Raw genomic sequence first — 17,525 nt, 5'->3', positions numbered from 1 at the left:
GCGCAGAGGGTCGTCAGGGTGTTCATTCGGGTCTCCCTGGGGTCAGTGCCGGTGCGACGCGGGTTCGATGGCGCTGATGCGGTAATCGGACTCGCCATGACGGCTGATTTCCACACGCACCGGCTGTCCCGCCTCGATGCCCGCGAGGCTCAGACCATCTGCGGTGACGAAGTCCATCGTCATCGCCGGCCACTGCCAGGCCGCAACGGGCCCGTGGCTGAGGGTCAGCATGCCGTGCGCCGGCATCAGGCTCTCGACCCGGCCCTCGACCCGGACGCGATCGGGTGCGGCACCGGGCTGGTCGGCCGAGGTGAGGCCGGCGAGCGAAACGTCGATCCTGGATTCCGAGTCGATCAGGAACTGGGCCGAGGTGACGACGCGCTGGCCCGGTGCCAGGCCTTCCAGGATCTGCACCCGGTCGCCGGCTTCGACTCCGAGCCTGACCGGCGCGGGACGGTAGCGGCCGTCGCCCTCGGCGACGACCACACGGTCATGGCGGCCGCTGCGGATCACCGCCTCACGTGGCACCGAAATCACCGCCTCGCCGATGTTGGCCTCGAGGGTCAGGGTGGCGAACATGTTCGGTTTCAGCACTCCGTCCGGGTTGTCGATCCTGACGCGGACCTGCAGGGTGCGGGTCTTGGCATCCAGCATCGGATACAGATAATCGACCTGGCCGCGCCAGATCCGGCCGGGCTGCGCGGCCACGGCGATCTCCACCGGCTGCCCGGGCCGCACCCAGCCGGCCTGGCGCTCGAACACCTCGGCAATCAGCCAGAGCGATTCCAGCGAGGCCACCGACATCACTTCGGTGGCCGGCTGGATAAACATCCCCTGGCGCACCTGAAGCCGCTCGACCACGCCATCCTGGGGGCATGGATGCCGATCAGCTGTTCCACCTTGCGTTCCCTGTGCAGCCGATCGATCTGCGGCCCGGTCAGCCCGAGCGCACGCAGGCGTTCGCGCGAGGCCTGCAGCAGCCCGGCATTGCCGCTGCGCAGCGCGGCGAGATACTCCTCCTGGGCATTGACCAGAGCCGGCGAGTAGAGGTCGAACAGCTTCTGGCCCTGACGCACCGGGTCGCCGGCGGCCTTGACATGGAGCCGTTCGATCCAGCCATCGACCCGGCTGTGGACATGGCTCAGCCGGTCTTCGTCGAAGACGAGGGTGCCGGCGGTGCGGATCGGCAGTTGCAACGGTCCGCGGGTCACTTCGGCGCTGCGCACGCCGAGGTTGTGTTCGGTCACCGGGCTGATCCGCACGGCGCCGTCGTCGGCGTCCGGCGACGCCTCGGCATAGACCGGTATCAGGTCCATGCCCATCGGCGATTTGCCGGGTTTGTCGCGGCGGTAGTTGGGATCCATCGGCGCGACCCAGTAGAGGGCTTCGCGGCACCGGTCTCCTCCGTCGAGGCGCTCGCGGTGTCGGCGTGCCAGTACGCCTTGCCATGCCAGCCGGCGGCGAAGGCGCCGGCGACGAGGGTGACAATCAGCAGTGCATTACGCATCGGGTGACTCCATGACGCTCTGGGAAACGGGCAGGAAATATGCCAGCCGGGCATGGGCCTGGGCGGCATCGGTTTGCAGTCTCAGCTGCTCCAGGCGCAACGCCTGCCATGCCAGGTAGCTGCGCATCAGGTCGGGGAAGTCGGTGGCGTTGGACTGATAGGCGGCCAGCGCCGCTTCGGCCCTGGCGCGGGCCTGAGATACCAGTTGGTCCCGGTACAGCACCAGCCGGGCATCGAACTGCTCGACCCGCGCCTGTTCGGCGGCCACCTGTGCCTGCAGCTGGCGCAACCATTCCAGGCGTTGCTCCCGGGCGGCCTCGCGCTCTTGCTGCGCGGCCAGGGCCCTTCGATCCTGGCGCTGGCCGGTAAAGAGCGGCAGTTGCAGGCTGACCCCGGCGGAGAAGAAATCGGACCGGTCCGATCCGTCGGCGTTGTCGCCGTTGCGCCAGCCGTAAGCCACCTCGAGCCCCCAGGCCGGCTTGTAAGCTTCGCGCGCCAGCGCTACGCCGGTTTCGGCGATCTCGATCTGCAGATCCCGCTGCTGCACGCTGGGATGGGCAATCAGGGCTGCATCGATGTCCGACGGTTGCCGCGACCAGGACGCCGCAGCCGGATGTTCGCCGGCCAGCGGTCGCCGGGCGTTGTTGTCGCCGATCCAGCGTGCCAGCATGGCCTGGACTTCCTGTTCCCGTAGCCGGGCCTGCAGCAGCCGGTCATCGAGGGTAGCGAGTTCCACTTCGGCACGCAGCAGGTCCTGTTGCCGGGCCCGGCCGACCTGGTACAGGGAGCGGGTGATATCCCGCAACTGCCGGAACAGTTGCGCATCCTCCCGCAGGATGTTCTGGGCATGCTGCCAGTGAAGCAGTTCCAGCCAGGCGAGTCGCACGCCTTCCAGAATCTTGAGCTGGCGGTCACGGCGTTGTTGCCGCTGGACATCGCCTCCGAGCTGTCGTCTGTTGCCCGCCAACTGCAGGCTGTCGCCGGCGGGAAACTGCTGTGTCAGCGCCAGTCGCAGCTGGGTCATGGGTTCCTGATCGAACGAAAAAGTGTCGGTGGGCAGATTCTGTGCCCCGAGGGACAACCTGGGGTCCGGCAGCTGCCTTTCGGCCACGGCCTGGTGGTCCGCAGCCTCGCCGAGCAGATTCAGACGGCTGCTTTCCGCATCCCGGGCCAGGGCGATCTGTTCGGCTTGCAGCAGGGTTAGCGGCGGCGCCGCAAAGGTAACGGTAGCGGCCAGCAGGCCGGCAACCAAAAGCGTCAGTCGCATGGCAAAGGGTCACTCCAGTGTTGCAGTACGATATGCTGCCGCCTCGGATCCCCCGGATTTCGGGCGTCAACAGGCGGTGCCGGACGCGGCAACGGCGTCCATGTCATTCAAGGGTCAGTGGCGAAAGGTGAAGCGCTAATTCAGATAGCAGCACTTCAGCAGACGGAGTGGGGGAGGCGGAAAACGGAAGGGCCCGGCGGCCCGGGCCGGGATCGCTATCCGGCGCAGATGGGGCAGGGCGAAGATGGCCATCAGCAGCGACAGGACTGCCAGTGGCAGCACCAGCGATGCCGGCAGACTGAGATCAGACTGGCGTTCGCAGTCGGATACCTGATCGGCTAGCGGATGATCGCACCCGTCCGCATCCAGGGTGGTGCTGTCGGACAGGGCGGATGTCGACAACGCGATCGCCGAGGCCGCCGGAGGAACGAGGGCCTGACAGAGCAGCGCAGCGGAACAGATCAGCCACAACAGCAGCAGAGGCCGGATCAGTTTGCGTCGGCTGCGAAACTGCTGCATCAGCATGGTCGCGAATTCTCCTGAAATCGTTTTATCCGCTGTCAGTAAACGTACTGCTTTCCGATATGACTTAGTATAGCTTTCAGCAACTTTTGGTCGCCATTGTCGAAATCATATTACTCTTATAATAGATGATATTTGTTGATGGGTATCAATAGTTTTCTGTTTCCTGCTGCGTGTCTTCGCTATTGTCACGGCGAGCATTCCTAGTGGTTTATGCTTGATCTAGCCCGGCTGGCGTTTTAATAAAATCGCAAGCTCGTTCCATCTGATACGGACATCCTCGAGTGTTTGATAGTATCTGAACAGTTCTTTTAGCGGTGCCGAAAAATCCTTGTGAGCGGCGAGTGCGGCCACCAGTGCACCGAACGTCAACTTTTCTTCAATGACCAGATAGCCGCCAATGGTATAGAAGAAAAAAGGCGTCATATGGGTGACGAAGTTGTAGAGCCCTTTCATCATGAATTTGCGGCGGTAAATCTGGATGCGCAGCGATTGCAGCGTGCGAATGGAGGCAAAGGCTGAAACCGTTTTTGAAGGGAATTGATCGGTATGGTCCCCGATCACCCTGCCAAGGTGCCGCACCTCCTTCATGCGCAGGCGGCCAAGATAATTGACCTTTTTCTGCAGATGAGGAATCACGATAAGTTGCACGGGGAGCAGTGATACGGCCGCAGCGCCCAGCAACGGGTCCTGCATAAAGAGGAAAAACAGGATGGTCAGGAAGGTGCCGCCCTGGAAAACCGGCAGCACGACGATATCGCCGGCAAAACCGGCGATGGCCTCCAGTTCCTGCACAATGACCGGGATAACCTGGGACTGGTTGCTCTCGCCCTGGCGCTTGCGCCACAGGCTGTAGACCTTGACCCGCAATCGCCGGAGAATCGATTCGGCCAGTATACCCTTGAACAGGTTTACCGAATATTTGAGTGAGCCATTCAGGCTGATGGCCAACAGATAGAGAAGGCAGAGTCCGAACAGAAACTCGAGCTGATCAAGCTGGATACCAACGATATCGATTGGAAAGTCATCGGTGCCGATGGCATGGTTGACGATATGTTTGGGAATTTCCAGTGTTATGTACAGTAAAGGCAGGGACAGCAGTGCCACCAGAAAAAGCAGGACTTGTTGCCTGCCGGTGTTAAATACAATATAGGAATAGAGTGTTCCGCTGATCTCTCGGTGCATTTTGCTGCGCTGAATATTTTTTGCAGGGAGCAGTTGTTGACTCTTGTGGAGGTAGAATCGCAGGGTTTTATGCAGTTGAAGTGCGAGTAAACCGGTTAACATAATGGGGGAGCCGAGCAGTATCCAGTGCACTGTCGTATGCAGCCACCAGTGCGAATGGCTGAAATAGGTAGCAACCAGTTCGTCGCTTAAGAGGTGGAGTTGCTCGAACATTCAGGTAACCGAACTCGGGTGAGAATGTCCGGGCCTAAAGGCCCGGATACTCATTGGTTTGAGACTGGATGGACAGAGCCGTCAGGCGCGGGGAATGAGTGTTCCGTCCGGCCTGTCACCGCAACCTCAGAACCAGGCAGTGACGCCCAGCAGGTAGGTGGTGGACTCGATGTCCTCGCCTTCTTCCCGGGCGAAGTCTGCGGTATCGCCGAATTTCTTCTCCCAGTGAACACCGATGTAGGGGGCGAACTTGCGGTGTAGCTCGTAACGCAGTCGCACCCCCAGTTCAGCGGTGCCGAGGCCCGAACCGACACCGATCTCCTCGTCGTCGCTGAAAGCGACATTCAGCTCCGCGGCCGGTTGCAGCACCAGGCGCTGGGTCAGCAGCAGGTCGTACTCGGCTTCGAGCGAGGCCGACAGGTCGCCTTCGTCGCTGAGATACAGGTTGGCATCGATCTCGAACCAGTAAGGCGCCAGGCCCTGCAGGCCGGCGACCGCATAGCTGCGGGACGGCCCAGGCTGATCGTCATAGCGAATGCCGAACTGGGCGTCGAAGAACTCCGAGACCAGACGCTGGTACAGCAACTGGTATTCGGCGCTTTCGGTAGGGCCACCCTCGGGGCGTTCGCCGTCGAGCTTCAGCGCCAGGCCCTGGTAATCGGTGTGCACATTGAGCTGGGCTTCCCAGGCCAGCAGGTCCTGGCCGTCGTCGCGACGCGTTTCGAAGCGATCCAGCATGAATTTGCTCATCACCGCGTCGTCCTTCATATCGGCCGCCACCGGTATGGCGGCGGTCAGAGCCAGGGCGGCGACTGTCAGGCGCTGGAGTGCGCCCGGGTTCGATAATCTGCTCATTGGATCGGTTTCCTTACATCTGCGCGGCCTGGGCGGCCGGCGGTTCGACGATCACCTTGCGGAACATGCCCGATGCCATGTGGTACATCAGGTGGCAATGGAAGGCCCACTCGCCGAGGGCGTCGACCGGCACATCCACCGTCAGGGTGGTGTTGGGGGCGACATTGACGACGTGTTTCAGCGGATTGAAGCGGCCGTTGCCCCTGTCGAGCTGCATCCACATGCCATGCAGGTGCATCGGGTGCATCATCATGGTGTCGTTGACGAATTTGATTCGGACACGTTCGCCATAAGTCAGCCGGATTGGCTCGGCGTCGGAGAACTTGATGCCGTTGATCGACCAGAAGTAACGTTCCATGTTGCCGGTCAGGCGCAGCTCGATTTCGCGGTCCGGTGCGCGGTAATCGGCAAAAGGCGTCATCGCCTTGAGGTCGCCGTAGACCAGAAACTTGCCGCCGTTCGCCGCGGCCGGTGTCAGGCCGCTGCCCGGTGCATAGTCGCCATTGGCGCCGGCCCCAGTCTGCATCTGCGAATGATCCATACCCGGCATCTGGGAATGATCCATACCCGGCATCTGGGAATGATCCATACCCGGCATCTGCGAATGATCCATACCCGGCATCTGCGAGTGGTCCATGTCCTGCATCTGCGAGTGATCCATGTCCTGCATCTGCGAGTGGTCCATGCCCTGCATCTGCGAATGATCCATGCCCGACATCTGCGAGTGGTCCATGCCCGGCATCGGGGATTGATCCGCGCTCGCCATCATCCGGGACTGGTCCATGTCTACCGCCCGGGCATGATCCATCCCGGCCATATTGCCATGACCCATGGCTCCATGATCCATGCCGCCCATACTCGCCATGCTCATATCGGCCATGGTCAGCAGTGGCCGTTCCCGCAGTGCCGGAATTTCGGCGTCCATGCCCTCGCGCGGCGCCAGGGTGCCGCGGGCGAAACCGGAGCGGTCGATCGACTCGGCGAGGATCGAAAAGGCGCGGTCCTCCTTGGGCTGCACGATAACATCGTAGGTTTCGGCCACGGCGATGCGGAACTCGTCCACAGTGACGGGCTGCACGTTGTTGCCGTCAGCCTGGACCAGGGTCATTTTCAGGCCGGGCATGCGAATATCGAAATAGGTCATCGCCGAGCCGTTGATGAAGCGAAGACGCACCCGCTCGCCCGGTTCGAACAGGCCGGTCCAGTTATCGTCCGGCGACTTGCCGTTGACCAGGAAACTGTAGCCGGAGACGTCGGCGATATCGGTCGGCATCATGCGCATGCTGCCCCAGTCGAGGCGGTTGCGCACCGTGGCAGCGAAGCCGTTCTGCCGGACGTTGTCGATGAAGCTGCCAAGGGTCTGTTGATTGTAGTTGTAGTAGTCGCTCTGGCCCTTGAGGTTGGAAAAGATCTGCTTGCCGGTCTCGGCCGACCAGTCCGACAGCATGACGACGTATTCACGATCGAACCTGAAGGGCTCGCGCTTCTTCGGCTCGATCACGATCGAGCCATAGACGCCTTCCTGCTCCTGGAAGCCCGAGTGGCTGTGGTACCAGTAGGTACCGGCCTGTTTGATCGGAAAGCGGTAGGTAAAAGTCTCGCCGGGCTCGATGCCCGCAAAGCTGATGCCCGGTACGCCATCCTGAGTATAGGGCAGCAGCAGACCGTGCCAGTGGATCGAGCTGTCGACATCGAGCTTATTGGTGACATTGATGGTGACCTCTTCGCCTTCCCTGAAGCGCAGCGTCGGACCCGGCACGCCACCGTTGATGGTCATGGCGGTCTTTGCCTTGCCGTCGATTTCGAGGGGTTGCTGGTCGATCACCAGATCGTAGCTGCCGGCGAGGGCGCTGATGGAAAACAGGCCGGCCGTGAGAAAGCATGCTTGTTTGATACAACTGGGTAGCATTTAACTGTCCTGAAATGAGTACGCTGATCAGTGCTGCTCGATCTCGCCGACCATGCCGGCACCGTAATGTCCGGGGATATTACAGGCGAATTCCAGTCGGGCATCGCCGGAGAAGGTCCAGACCAGCTCCTTCGTTTCGCCCGGCTCGACCAGCACGCTGTTGGCATCGTCGTGGCCCATGCCCTCCATGCCGGGCATCGCGCTGTGGTCCATGCTGGCCATCTCCTCGTTGATGCCGGTTGGCGTCAGCATGCCGTGATCCATCATCTGCTGCATCTTGTCCTGATGGGCTTCATGCATCGCAGCGGTGCCGATATTGAACTCGTGCAGCAGTTCACCCGAGTTTTTGACCACGAAACGCACGGTTTCTCCTGCACTGACAGCGATCGTCTCGGGCTCGTAGTACATTTCGTAGAGGGTGACCTCGACGGTACGGGTCGCGTCCTTTGTCATTCCGGGCTGACCGATATCGGCGCCGCCATGGCTGCCGTGACCATGACCCTGGTTTTCTTCGGCATGCACGAAGGGGGCTGACATGGCCAGTGCCAAAGCGAATGCCAGTGGCTTGATCGATCTCATGGTAAATTCTCCATTGGTTCCTTTGCTGGAAGTGTAAGCGCCGGACCCTTACGCCAGGCTGACGCCTGCATTACATTTTTGTCAGCTTGGGTGAGCAGGCTGGCGGACGCCGGACACTTCGATGCAGAATGGGGCTGCTTTCAATTTCACTGTAGTGCACGATGAAGATATTACTGGGCGAAGATGAACCGAAGATCGGGACCTACCTGCAGAAAGGGCTGCGCGAGGCCGGGTTCAGTGTCGACCTGACCGAAAACGGCACCGACGCCCTGCAGCAGGCGCTGACCGTCGACTACAGCCTGCTGATCCTCGACGTCATGATGCCGGGAGCGGATGGCTGGGAAGTGTTGCGAACCCTGAGGGCCCGCGGTGTCGAGCTGCCGGTGATCTTCCTGACGGCCCGCGATGGCGTCGAGGACAGGGTCAAGGGGCTCGAACTCGGGGCCGACGACTATCTGATCAAGCCCTTTGCGTTCACCGAGTTGCTGGCGCGGGTGCGGTCGGTGCTGCGTCGTCACAGTGCCACGCCGGCCCAGACCCGGTTGCAGATCGCCGATCTCGACGTCGACGTCATCAAGCGCCGGGTGTATCGCGCCGGTCAACGGATCGAGTTGACGGCCAAGGAGTACGCCCTGCTGGAGCTGCTGTTGCGCCGCCGTGGCGAAGTCCTGTCGAAGTCGCTGATCGCCTCGCAGGTCTGGGACATGAACTTCGACAGCGATACCAATGTGATCGAGGTGGCGATCCGACGGCTGCGCAGCAAGGTCGACGACGGCTTTTCGCCGCGGCTGATCCAGACGGTTCGCGGCATGGGTTATGTCATCGAAACGCCCGAAGCCTGATGACGCATTTGTCGCTGACGTCCCGTCTGAGTCTGATGTTCACGCTGCTGGTGCTGTCGGTGCTGCTGCTGACGGGCACCGTGTTCAAACAGCTCAGCCTGATGCATTTTCGCACCCTTGATCAGCAGGAACTCGAGAGCAAGCTGCACAGCGCGGCCAAGCTGCTGCAAAACGTCCATAGCCGACAGCAGTTCGCGCTGAGGGCGGCCGAGTTCGACGCGCTCTTCGGCCACCATGAACGGCTGCTGGCGACCATAGTGGGTCCGGACAATCAAATCTGGCTCCGGCATGTTCAGGGCAGCGAGGCCCCGGCACCGCGTCTCAACGGGGGAGCTCCTGTGGGAGTGGCAGGAGGGGGACCGTCTGTATCGCGGCATGAGCCGCGAAATAACGCTCGGGGGAGGCGTTGGTAACGTAAAGGTCGCGCTTTGGCTGGATGACAGCCTGCACCAGCGTTACCTGAATACGGCCGAGCGCTGGTTCTGGATCGCCTTCGGACTGTGCGCTCTGGGCAGCTGGGGGCTGGGCTGGCTGGTGGCGCGCAACGGTCTGCGCCCTGTCCGGTCGGTCACCGGCGTCGTGTCCTCTATCTCGTCGCGTTCACTGAAAGAGCGCATACCGCTCGACGATATACCGGCAGAGCTGCAGGGGCTGGCACAGACCTTCAATTCGATGCTGGCACGCCTTGAAGACGACTTTATCCGCCTGTCGAATTTCTCGTCCGATATCGCCCATGAGCTGCGCACGCCCATCAGCAGCCTGATCACTCATACCGAAGTCGTGCTGGCGCGCCCGAGGAGCGCCGACGACTATCGCGAGGCGCTCTATTCCAATCTGGAGGAGCTGCAGCGGATGGCCAAGATGGTCGAGGACATGCTGTTCATCGCCAAGTCCGACAATGCGCTGATCGTGCCCGGACAGGCGTTCATCGACCTGCGCGAACTGGTATCGCAGCTGTTCGACTATTACGAACTGCTGGCCGACGACGAGGGCATCCGTCTGGCCTGCGAAGGGCAGGGCAGTATCACCGGCGATCCGTCAATGCTGCGCCGTGCGCTGTCGAACCTGCTCTCCAATGCCATCCGGCACAGCAACAGGGATGCAACGGTCAGCGTCCGGATCGTCGAGCGGCCGGATGCGGTGGAGCTTTGTGTCGCCAATACCGGCACCCTGATACCTGCGGACGAGATCGAGCGCATCTTCGACCGTTTCTACCGGCTTGACCCGGCACGGCGCGAGGGCACAGCAGCCATGCCGGGCTCGGCCTGGCGATCACGCGGGCCATCGTCGAGTCCCATGGCGGCAGTCTCGGCTGCGAGTCCGACCGGCAGAGCACTCGCTTCATTATCCGCCTGCCGCGCAAGCCAGGCTGAGTCCGGCGTGCTGCGACGGGGCGGATACGGGGACCGGCAGACGGTCGGACAGGCGGGCCCGGTGTCGCGCCGATGCCTGACCTGGATCAATGCCGGCGCAATTATCGGAAAGACGTCTGGAATGATGGGACGGAAAGAACCTCTACTGTAAAGAAGCGGGCTGGGAGGTCGAGCGGATGTGTCATCTGATACTTTTTCTGCCGGTCTTCGGTCTGGCGGTTTTCCTGGTCTGGCCACTGAGTATGGCGGGACCTATTTATACCGTTATCTTCGTATTGTCGCTGTTGATGTATGTCCTCGTTATCAGGGTTATGCGGCGGCCGGTCATAACCGGTTCGGAAGCCCTGATCGACAGCCGGGTCGTCGTCGTCGGGGCGAATGGCGATCATTGGCGTGTGATGGTTGGCAATGAAGTCTGGGAAGCCGATGCGCCCGAGCCGTTGAGGAGTGGCGAATCCGTTCGGGTGGTCGGTATCGACGGGCTGCGGCTGAAGGTCAGCCGCTTGGGCAGCGGTGCCGGATCGACAGAATAATCGGCACTATACTTGACCTGTGAGCAACTCACAGGTTCTAGCATATCGATGAGCCAGTACAGAGGTCAGTGCAATGACGGTCAACGAACTTGCCCGAAAGCTGAAAGTGGCACCGGATACGGTGCGTTACTACACCCGGATAGGACTGCTGCAACCGCGCAAGGATGCCGACAACGGCTATCGCCGTTACAGCGCCCGGGATGAAGAGCGGCTGCGCTTCGCACTGCGGGCCAAGTTTCTGGGTTTTACGCTGCGTGATATCCAGCAGATTCTCGACCATGCCGACAGCGGTGACTCGCCCTGTCCGCTGGTCCGTGGACTGATCGTGCAGCGGGTCGACGAGATGCGCGAGCAGTTACGCGAAGCCCAGGCGCTTTTCGAGCGCATGGAGAGCGCTCTCGTGCAGTGGGATCAAATGCCCGACCAGGCGCCCTGCGGGGACATGATCTGTCATCTGATCGAAACCTGGGGCCCGGAAGGCGAAGACCGGGAAGCCAGCACGTTCAGGCCGAAGAAAGAGAAGGGGTTGGCCTGCCACCACAGGGAGATGCAATGATGAACCAGGCACCCCATTGCCATGAATCCGCAGTTCGGTCCGATAACGCAACCGCCGGCAACGAAGGAAGCATCCATCTGGCGGTCACGGGGGCATCCTGCGCCAGCTGCGTACGCTCGATCGAAAAAGCCCTGAGCGGGGTGGAGGGCGTCGAGTCGGCGACCTTCAATCTTGCCGAGCGCGAGGCCATCGTCAACGGCCGGGTCGATGCCCGGTCCCTGATCCAGGCCGTAGAGGCTGCCGGCTATGGCGCCTCGGAGATCACAGACGAGGAGCAGGCCAGCGATGAAAAGGAGAAGGCCGAGGAGGCCTACTACCGCAAGCTGTTGAAGGAAATGGCCATCGCCCTGGCCCTCGGTGTACCGCTGATGGCCTATGGCGTACTCGGCGGCGAGATGAACGTCGTGACCACCGGCGAGCGGCTGTTCTGGTTGCTGATCGGCCTCGTTACCCTGGGCGTGATGGTCTTCGCCGGCAGTCACTTCTATACCGGCGCCTGGAAGTCGTTCAAGGCCCACAGTGCGAACATGGATACGCTGATAGCGCTGGGTACCGGGACCGCCTGGCTCTATTCGATGGTGGTGGTGATCGCACCCGGCATCGTGCCGGAGCTGGCGCGGCACGTCTACTTCGAGGCGACGGCGATGATCATCGGCCTGATCGACCTCGGTCTTGCGCTCGAGATCCGGGCCCGCGGTCGTACCTCCCAGGCGATCAAGCGGCTGCTCGGCCTGCAGGCCAAGACGGCGCGGGTGGTGCGCAAGGGCGAAGAAAAGGACATTCCGATCGAGGCGGTGCAGATCGACGATATCATCCGCGTCCGGCCCGGTGAAAAGGTTCCGGTCGACGGCGTCGTGACCGAAGGCCACACCAGCATCGACGAGTCGATGCTGACCGGCGAGCCGATGCCGGTGGAGAAGGATGCCGGCGACGAGGTGGTCGGCGGCACCCTCAACAAATCCGGCTCGATCCTCTACCGCGCCACCCGGGTCGGCAAGGAGACGGCGCTGGCCCAGATCATCGCGATGGTCAAGCAGGCGCAGAATTCCCGGCCGCCGATCGGCCGGCTGGCCGACACCATCTCGTCGGTGTTCGTGCCTGTCGTCATGATCATTTCGGTGCTGTCGGCCCTGGTCTGGTACAACTTCGGACCTGTACCCCAGGTCGCCTACATGCTGGTCACGGCGACCACGGTATTGATCATCGCCTGTCCCTGTGCACTCGGGCTGGCGACGCCGATGTCGGTGATGGTCGGCGTCGGCAAGGCAGCCGAAGCGGGTGTGCTGATCCGCAATGGCGGGGCGCTGCAGCAGGCCAGCAAGCTGCATACCATGGTGCTCGACAAGACCGGCACCATTACCGCCGGTCACCCGGAAGTGACCGAGGTGGTCAGCCGCAACGGCTTCGGCGACGAGGAGCTGCTGAAGCTCGCGGCCAGTCTCGAGGCCGGCTCCGAACACCCGCTGGCCCAGGCAATCGTCGAGTCGGCCCAGGCGCGTGAGCTGACCCTGGATTCCCTCGAGGGCTTCAATGCGATCGCCGGCCACGGCGTCGAAGGATCGGTAAAGGGCCGTGCGCTGCTGTTCGGCAACTACAAGCTGATGCAGGATCGCGAGGTCGACCTGGGTGACCTGCGTACCAGGGCCCAGGAGCTGGCTGCCCAGGCCCGTACGCCGATGTATCTGGCCGTGGACGGCAGGGCCGCCGGCATCATCGCGGTGGCGGATCCGGTCAAGGAGGATTCGGTCGCCGCCATCCGCCGGCTGCAGAAGCTGGGGCTCGAGGTGGTGATGATCACCGGCGACAACGAGGCCACGGCGAAGGCGGTCGCGGACAAGGTCGGTATCAGGCATTACTTCGCCGAGGTGCTGCCGGACGACAAGCAGAACAAGGTCGCGCAGCTGCAGCAGCAGGGCAAGCTCGTCGGCATGGTCGGTGACGGCATCAACGATGCGCCGGCTCTGGCCCAGGCCGACGTCGGTTTCGCCATCGGCACCGGCACCGATGTGGCGATCGAGAGTGCCGATGTCACCCTGATGCGCGGTTCGCTGCACGGTATCGCCGATGCGATCGCCATTTCCAAGGCGACGCTGCGCAATATCAAGCAGAACCTCTTCGGTGCCTTCGTCTACAACGTGCTGGGCATCCCCTTTGCCGCCGGCGTGCTCTACCCCTTCGTCGGCATCCTGCTCAACCCGGTGATCGCCGGCGCCGCCATGGCGTTCTCGTCGGTCACCGTCGTCACCAACGCCAATCGTCTGCGCCTGTTCAAGCCGCAGGAGGAGTCCGCATGAGTATTCTGGTGAATCTGGTTGGTATTGCACTGATTGCCCTGATCGTCTGGTGGTTCTGGCTCTACCGGCCTGGCACGGCGACACAGGCCAACCACGGCGCAGTTGCAATTACCGTCGAGGATGGGGTCTACAGTCCCAGCCGGGTACGGATCAAACCGAACGAGACGGCGGTGCTGCGGTTCCTGCGCAAGGACCCGAGTCCCTGTGCCGCCATGGTGATCTTCGACGGCCTCGATATTAGCGAGGAACTGCCGGTCGGCAAACCGAAGGAGATCAGCCTGAAGGTCGCGGAGGCCGGTACCTACGCCTTCACCTGCCAGATGAAGATGTACCGTGGCGAACTGGTCGTCGCCGAAAACCAGGAGATGAATCATGAACGATGAAAGACCCCTTCATTCTGGATGAGCAGCCGGGGTGTCGTTGCCCTCGGTGCGGTTGCCATCCTTGGTTACCTGCTGGTGGTGGAGCATCGCCAGCATCTGGTGGAGTGGGCACCATACCTGATCTTGCTGGCCTGTCCGCTGATGCACCTGTTCATGAATCACGGTCATGGCCACAGCTCCCATCGCCACGACGACGATGGACGATGAGCATGGAACTCGCCCCTGTTGAGAGGGGCGAAGTGCCAGCGGGAGCGAAGTGATGGCGGAACACGATGCGTATGGATTATGGACCCTGGTGCTGTTTAACTCGGCGGTCTTCATCTTCTTCGCCTTCAGCTTCGTCAAGCCGCGTACCAGCCTCGACTGGCGCAGCCTTGGCGCATTTTCGGCCTTCGTGGTGGCGCTTTTTACCGAGATGTACGGTTTTCCGCTCACCATCTATCTGCTTTCGGGTTGGTTGCAGAGTCGCTATCCCGAACTCGACGTCTTCGCTCACGACAGCGGTCATCTCTGGCATACGCTGCTGGGAATGGAGGGTAATCCGCATTTCGATCCTCTCCATATCGCCAGCAACCTGCTGATCATAGGCGGCTTTCTTATGCTTGCCTCAGCCTGGAACGTCCTGCATCGAGCACAGCAGGAAAATCGTCTCGCCATGACCGGACTCTATGCACGGATGCGTCACCCCCAGTATGTGGGATTCATCCTGATCATGTTCGGTTTTCTGTTGCAATGGCCGACGCTCCTGACCCTGATCATGTTTCCGATACTGCTGGTGATTTACCTTCGACTTGCGAAGCGTGAGGAAGCACAGGTGATTCGTGAGTTCGGCGATGAATACCGCCGCTACCGGGCGAGTACGCCCGCCTTCATACCCAGGCTTCGGCCACAGCGGCCGAAGGTGTCCGGGCATCGAAAACCCTGATCAAGCCATAGCGGAGATTTTCCATGTCAGATACAGCCCACAGGTCCGACGTCCATGCAGCCTTTCGGGTGAAACGCCATCTAATACTCCAGCGGCCGGCAGAGACGATCGCCAGCGCTATCGTCCAGCAGATTCAGCTGCAGCCCGGTGTCGCTGCTGTCATGTTCGATCCCGAATCCCGTCGGCTCGATATCCAGTATGACGCCTCGCAACTGCAGATCGGGGAGGTCAGGGAAATAGTGCGCGCACAGGGGGAAGTTCGAGCGGGGCTGGTGGGCGAATCTCCGAGCGCATTGGTACCGCTTTACCGACCAGAACATCCGTGACAATGCCAGACACGAACCTCATTGCTGTAACAAGGCCCCGTCGGGGAAATAACGAAAACCATAATGACAGCATGCTGCACCAGTAATAACCCGACACAAAACTGCACGGAAACAGACGATATCTATCAGGAGCACAAAAGATGAAAGCACCTTCAGTTGTCCTCACTTTGGCCCTGTCGCTGGCCGCCCCGCTGGCGCTGGCACAGCAGGATCAGGAGCACCAGGCCCATCATCCGGATGCCGCGGTATCAGGCGACGCCACCGCGATGCCGTCGCCGATGGAGCAACGGCTCGACCGGATGCAGTCGATTGTCGACCGCCTGGCCGAGACCGCCGATCCGGCCCAGCGTCGCCAGTTGATGGAGGAGCATCGCCAGGCGATGCAAGAAACCCGGTCCATGATGGGCGCCGCCCCCGGCGGCATGGGCATGATGGGCGGCGGCATGGGCATGATGGGCGCCAACCAGGGCGGCATGGGGATGATGGGCGGCCAGTCCGGGATGATGCCGATGATGCAGCGCATGCAGGATATGCAGGCCGGGATGGACGAGATCATCAATACCGAGGACCCCGCCAAGCGCATGGAGCTGATGAAAGAACACCGCCGCCAGATGCAGGAAGCGATGGGCATGATGCGCGGAATGCAGCAAGGCGGAGGAATGGGCATGATGGGCGGCGGCATGGGCATGATGGGCAAGGGCGCGATGCCGATGATGGGGCAGCAGGGGCAGGCCGCTATGCTGGAAGCCTTCCGGCAGATGGACAAGCGGCTGGACCTGATGCAGCAGATGCTCGAACAGTTAATGGAAAAGCAGGACTGACAGCCCGAGCCCGCAATCCTTCGTTAACCGGGCAGGCCTCGCTGTCGGGACTGTCCGGCCGGATGAGAGGTATCGACGATGAACATCACCTTCCTTGGCGGAACCGAAACCGTCACCGGGTCCAAGTACCTGGTCGAGACCGGCAAGACCCGGGTACTGGTGGATTGCGGCCTCTTCCAGGGATTCAAGTGGCTGCGTGAACGCAACTGGCAGCCTTTACCACTCGATTTCGCGTCGCTCGATGCGGTGCTGCTGACACATGCCCATCTGGATCATTCCGGCTATCTGCCGGTGCTGTACCATCAGGGGTTCCGCGGGCCGGTTTACACCCATCATGCGACGCGGGACCTGTGCCGCATCCTGCTGGCCGACAGTGGCCATCTGCAGGAAGAGGATGCCCGATTCTACGCCAAACACCGTATCGGCCGGCACCGGTCGCCGGCGCCGCTGTATGACCGGCGGACAGCCGAAGACTGCATGGCACTGTTTCGAACGGTCGATTTCGGTGAAGACGTCTCGATAGCCGATATCCGGTTCCATCTGCAACCGGCCGGTCATATTCTCGGCGCCGCCAGTATCATTCTGGAGGCGGAAGGCAGGAGAGTGGGCTTTTCCGGCGACGTGGGGCGGCCGGACGATATCTTCATGCAACCGCCGCAGCCGCTGCCCGAGCTCGACCTGCTGTTGCTGGAGTCGACCTACGGCAACCGCCGGCATCCGGACACGGACCCTGGGCGCAGCTGGCTGATGCGGTCAACGGCGCGGCGCAGAAGGGCGGGGCGGTGCTGATTCCCTCCTTTGCCGTCGGGCGTGCGCAATTGCTGCAGCATATGCTGACGACACTGATGGCGAACGGCAGTATTCCCCGGCTGCCGATCTATCTCGACAGCCCCATGGCCATCGACGTCTCCGATATCTACTGCCGCTATCACAGCCAGCACCGGCTGACACCGCAGCAGTGCAAGGCCATGTGCCAGGTGCCGACCTATACCCGCAGCGTCGAGGCATCGAAGGCCCTGGCCGGGCAGGCCTACCCCCATATCATCATCGCCGGTAGCGGCATGGCCTCCGGCGGTCGGATTCTGCACCACTTCAAGCGGCTGCTGGGCAATCCCGGAACGACGGTGCTCTTTACCGGCTACCAGGCCGGCGGAACCCGGGGCGCGAAAATGACGTCCGGTGCCGAAGCGGTCAAGATCCATGGCAAGTGGGTACCGATGCGCGCCGACGTCCGGGTACTCGCGGGGCTGTCGGGCCATGGGGACTACCTGGAACTCGCCCAGTGGCTCGATAAGAGCGCACTCAAACAGGATACCGCCATCCGGCTGGTGCATGGCGAGCCCGAGGCGCTGGAGGGCATGCGTGACTATCTGGGCCTGCATACGGCGTTCCGCGCCGAGGTGGCCAGGAAGGGTACGACCCTGACACTCTAAGG

21 protein-coding genes are annotated in these 17,525 nt (G+C 61.9%); 13 read left to right on the top strand and 8 right to left on the bottom strand.

Annotation, left to right across the window (positions count from 1 at the left end; genetic code table 11):
- Nucleotides 1-42: 42 nt before the first annotated feature.
- The 8 genes from ACFQDL_RS33115 to ACFQDL_RS29605 all read right to left on the bottom strand — a co-directional run bounded on the left by ACFQDL_RS33115 (nucleotide 43) and on the right by ACFQDL_RS29605 (nucleotide 8,037).
- Nucleotides 43-831, bottom strand: coding sequence for an efflux RND transporter periplasmic adaptor subunit (locus ACFQDL_RS33115; protein ID WP_465264006.1), 789 nt, complete (start codon nucleotides 829-831; stop codon nucleotides 43-45).
- Nucleotides 804-1,364: a heavy metal-binding domain-containing protein gene (locus ACFQDL_RS33110; RefSeq protein ID WP_465264005.1), complete on the bottom strand. Its 561-nt coding sequence runs from the start codon at nucleotides 1,362-1,364 to the stop codon at nucleotides 804-806. Before ACFQDL_RS33110 ends, ACFQDL_RS33115 begins: the two co-directional genes overlap by 28 nt.
- Nucleotides 1,365-1,499: 135 nt before the next feature.
- Nucleotides 1,500-2,774: a TolC family protein gene (locus ACFQDL_RS29630; protein ID WP_379912450.1), complete on the bottom strand. Its 1,275-nt coding sequence runs from the start codon at nucleotides 2,772-2,774 to the stop codon at nucleotides 1,500-1,502.
- A 135-nt stretch (nucleotides 2,775-2,909) separates the two neighbouring features.
- Nucleotides 2,910-3,299 carry a hypothetical protein gene (locus tag ACFQDL_RS29625; RefSeq protein WP_379912448.1) on the bottom strand — a complete coding sequence of 130 codons (390 nt, stop codon included), beginning with the start codon at nucleotides 3,297-3,299 and terminating at the stop codon, nucleotides 2,910-2,912.
- A 219-nt stretch (nucleotides 3,300-3,518) separates the two neighbouring features.
- Nucleotides 3,519-4,694 carry an ABC transporter ATP-binding protein gene (locus tag ACFQDL_RS29620; protein ID WP_379912446.1) on the bottom strand — a complete coding sequence of 392 codons (1,176 nt, stop codon included), beginning with the start codon at nucleotides 4,692-4,694 and terminating at the stop codon, nucleotides 3,519-3,521.
- A gap of 126 nt (nucleotides 4,695-4,820) precedes the next feature.
- The gene (locus tag ACFQDL_RS29615) at nucleotides 4,821-5,549 is read right to left on the bottom strand and encodes a copper resistance protein B (protein WP_379912444.1); all 729 of its coding nucleotides are present in this window, start codon (nucleotides 5,547-5,549) and stop codon (nucleotides 4,821-4,823) included.
- Nucleotides 5,550-5,562: 13 nt separating this feature from the next.
- Nucleotides 5,563-7,458, bottom strand: coding sequence for a copper resistance system multicopper oxidase (locus ACFQDL_RS29610; RefSeq protein ID WP_379912442.1), 1,896 nt, complete (start codon nucleotides 7,456-7,458; stop codon nucleotides 5,563-5,565).
- Between the two features lie 27 nt (nucleotides 7,459-7,485).
- Entirely contained in the window at nucleotides 7,486-8,037 is a 552-nt protein-coding gene (locus ACFQDL_RS29605; protein ID WP_379912440.1) for a cupredoxin domain-containing protein, read from the bottom strand.
- Nucleotides 8,038-8,198: 161 nt separating this feature from the next.
- On the opposite strand from ACFQDL_RS29605, the gene ACFQDL_RS29600 reads away from it, so the two are divergent.
- The 13 genes from ACFQDL_RS29600 to ACFQDL_RS29535 all read left to right on the top strand — a co-directional run bounded on the left by ACFQDL_RS29600 (nucleotide 8,199) and on the right by ACFQDL_RS29535 (nucleotide 17,523).
- On the top strand, nucleotides 8,199-8,879 hold the full coding sequence (locus ACFQDL_RS29600; RefSeq protein ID WP_379912438.1) for a heavy metal response regulator transcription factor: 681 nt from the start codon (nucleotides 8,199-8,201) through the stop codon (nucleotides 8,877-8,879).
- Nucleotides 8,879-9,292: a hypothetical protein gene (locus ACFQDL_RS29595; protein ID WP_379912436.1), complete on the top strand. Its 414-nt coding sequence runs from the start codon at nucleotides 8,879-8,881 to the stop codon at nucleotides 9,290-9,292. The genes ACFQDL_RS29600 and ACFQDL_RS29595 overlap by 1 nt, the downstream gene beginning before the upstream one ends.
- Nucleotides 9,255-10,403 carry a heavy metal sensor histidine kinase gene (locus ACFQDL_RS29590; RefSeq protein WP_465264004.1) on the top strand — a complete coding sequence of 383 codons (1,149 nt, stop codon included), beginning with the start codon at nucleotides 9,255-9,257 and terminating at the stop codon, nucleotides 10,401-10,403. Before ACFQDL_RS29595 ends, ACFQDL_RS29590 begins: the two co-directional genes overlap by 38 nt.
- Nucleotides 10,404-10,428: 25 nt before the next feature.
- Nucleotides 10,429-10,785, top strand: coding sequence for an NfeD family protein (locus tag ACFQDL_RS29580; protein WP_379912434.1), 357 nt, complete (start codon nucleotides 10,429-10,431; stop codon nucleotides 10,783-10,785).
- Nucleotides 10,786-10,858: 73 nt separating this feature from the next.
- On the top strand, nucleotides 10,859-11,341 hold the full coding sequence (locus ACFQDL_RS29575; RefSeq protein WP_379912432.1) for a MerR family transcriptional regulator: 483 nt from the start codon (nucleotides 10,859-10,861) through the stop codon (nucleotides 11,339-11,341).
- Entirely contained in the window at nucleotides 11,338-13,635 is a 2,298-nt protein-coding gene (locus ACFQDL_RS29570; RefSeq protein ID WP_379912430.1) for a heavy metal translocating P-type ATPase, read from the top strand. Before ACFQDL_RS29575 ends, ACFQDL_RS29570 begins: the two co-directional genes overlap by 4 nt.
- On the top strand, nucleotides 13,632-14,018 hold the full coding sequence (locus tag ACFQDL_RS29565) for a cupredoxin domain-containing protein (protein WP_379912428.1): 387 nt from the start codon (nucleotides 13,632-13,634) through the stop codon (nucleotides 14,016-14,018). The genes ACFQDL_RS29570 and ACFQDL_RS29565 overlap by 4 nt, the downstream gene beginning before the upstream one ends.
- 18 nt (nucleotides 14,019-14,036) lie before the next feature.
- Nucleotides 14,037-14,225, top strand: coding sequence for a DUF2933 domain-containing protein (locus tag ACFQDL_RS29560; RefSeq protein WP_379912426.1), 189 nt, complete (start codon nucleotides 14,037-14,039; stop codon nucleotides 14,223-14,225).
- Nucleotides 14,226-14,277: 52 nt separating this feature from the next.
- The gene (locus ACFQDL_RS29555) at nucleotides 14,278-14,943 is read left to right on the top strand and encodes a methyltransferase family protein (RefSeq protein WP_379912424.1); all 666 of its coding nucleotides are present in this window, start codon (nucleotides 14,278-14,280) and stop codon (nucleotides 14,941-14,943) included.
- 68 nt (nucleotides 14,944-15,011) lie between these two features.
- Entirely contained in the window at nucleotides 15,012-15,269 is a 258-nt protein-coding gene (locus ACFQDL_RS29550; protein ID WP_379912422.1) for a heavy-metal-associated domain-containing protein, read from the top strand.
- 140 nt (nucleotides 15,270-15,409) lie between these two features.
- Nucleotides 15,410-16,090 (top strand): hypothetical protein, encoded by a 681-nt coding sequence (locus ACFQDL_RS29545; protein ID WP_379912420.1) that lies wholly within the window; start codon nucleotides 15,410-15,412, stop codon nucleotides 16,088-16,090.
- Nucleotides 16,091-16,168: 78 nt separating this feature from the next.
- Entirely contained in the window at nucleotides 16,169-16,879 is a 711-nt protein-coding gene (locus ACFQDL_RS29540) for an MBL fold metallo-hydrolase (RefSeq protein ID WP_379912418.1), read from the top strand.
- Nucleotides 16,873-17,523, top strand: coding sequence for an MBL fold metallo-hydrolase RNA specificity domain-containing protein (locus ACFQDL_RS29535; RefSeq protein ID WP_379912416.1), 651 nt, complete (start codon nucleotides 16,873-16,875; stop codon nucleotides 17,521-17,523). The genes ACFQDL_RS29540 and ACFQDL_RS29535 overlap by 7 nt, the downstream gene beginning before the upstream one ends.
- Nucleotides 17,524-17,525: the final 2 nt, after the last annotated feature.

This window comes from Marinobacterium aestuariivivens (genome assembly GCF_042661465.1).
Lineage (GTDB): Bacteria > Pseudomonadota > Gammaproteobacteria > Pseudomonadales > Balneatricaceae > Marinobacterium_A > Marinobacterium_A aestuariivivens.
This window is presented reverse-complemented; position numbering and strand designations above follow the sequence as displayed.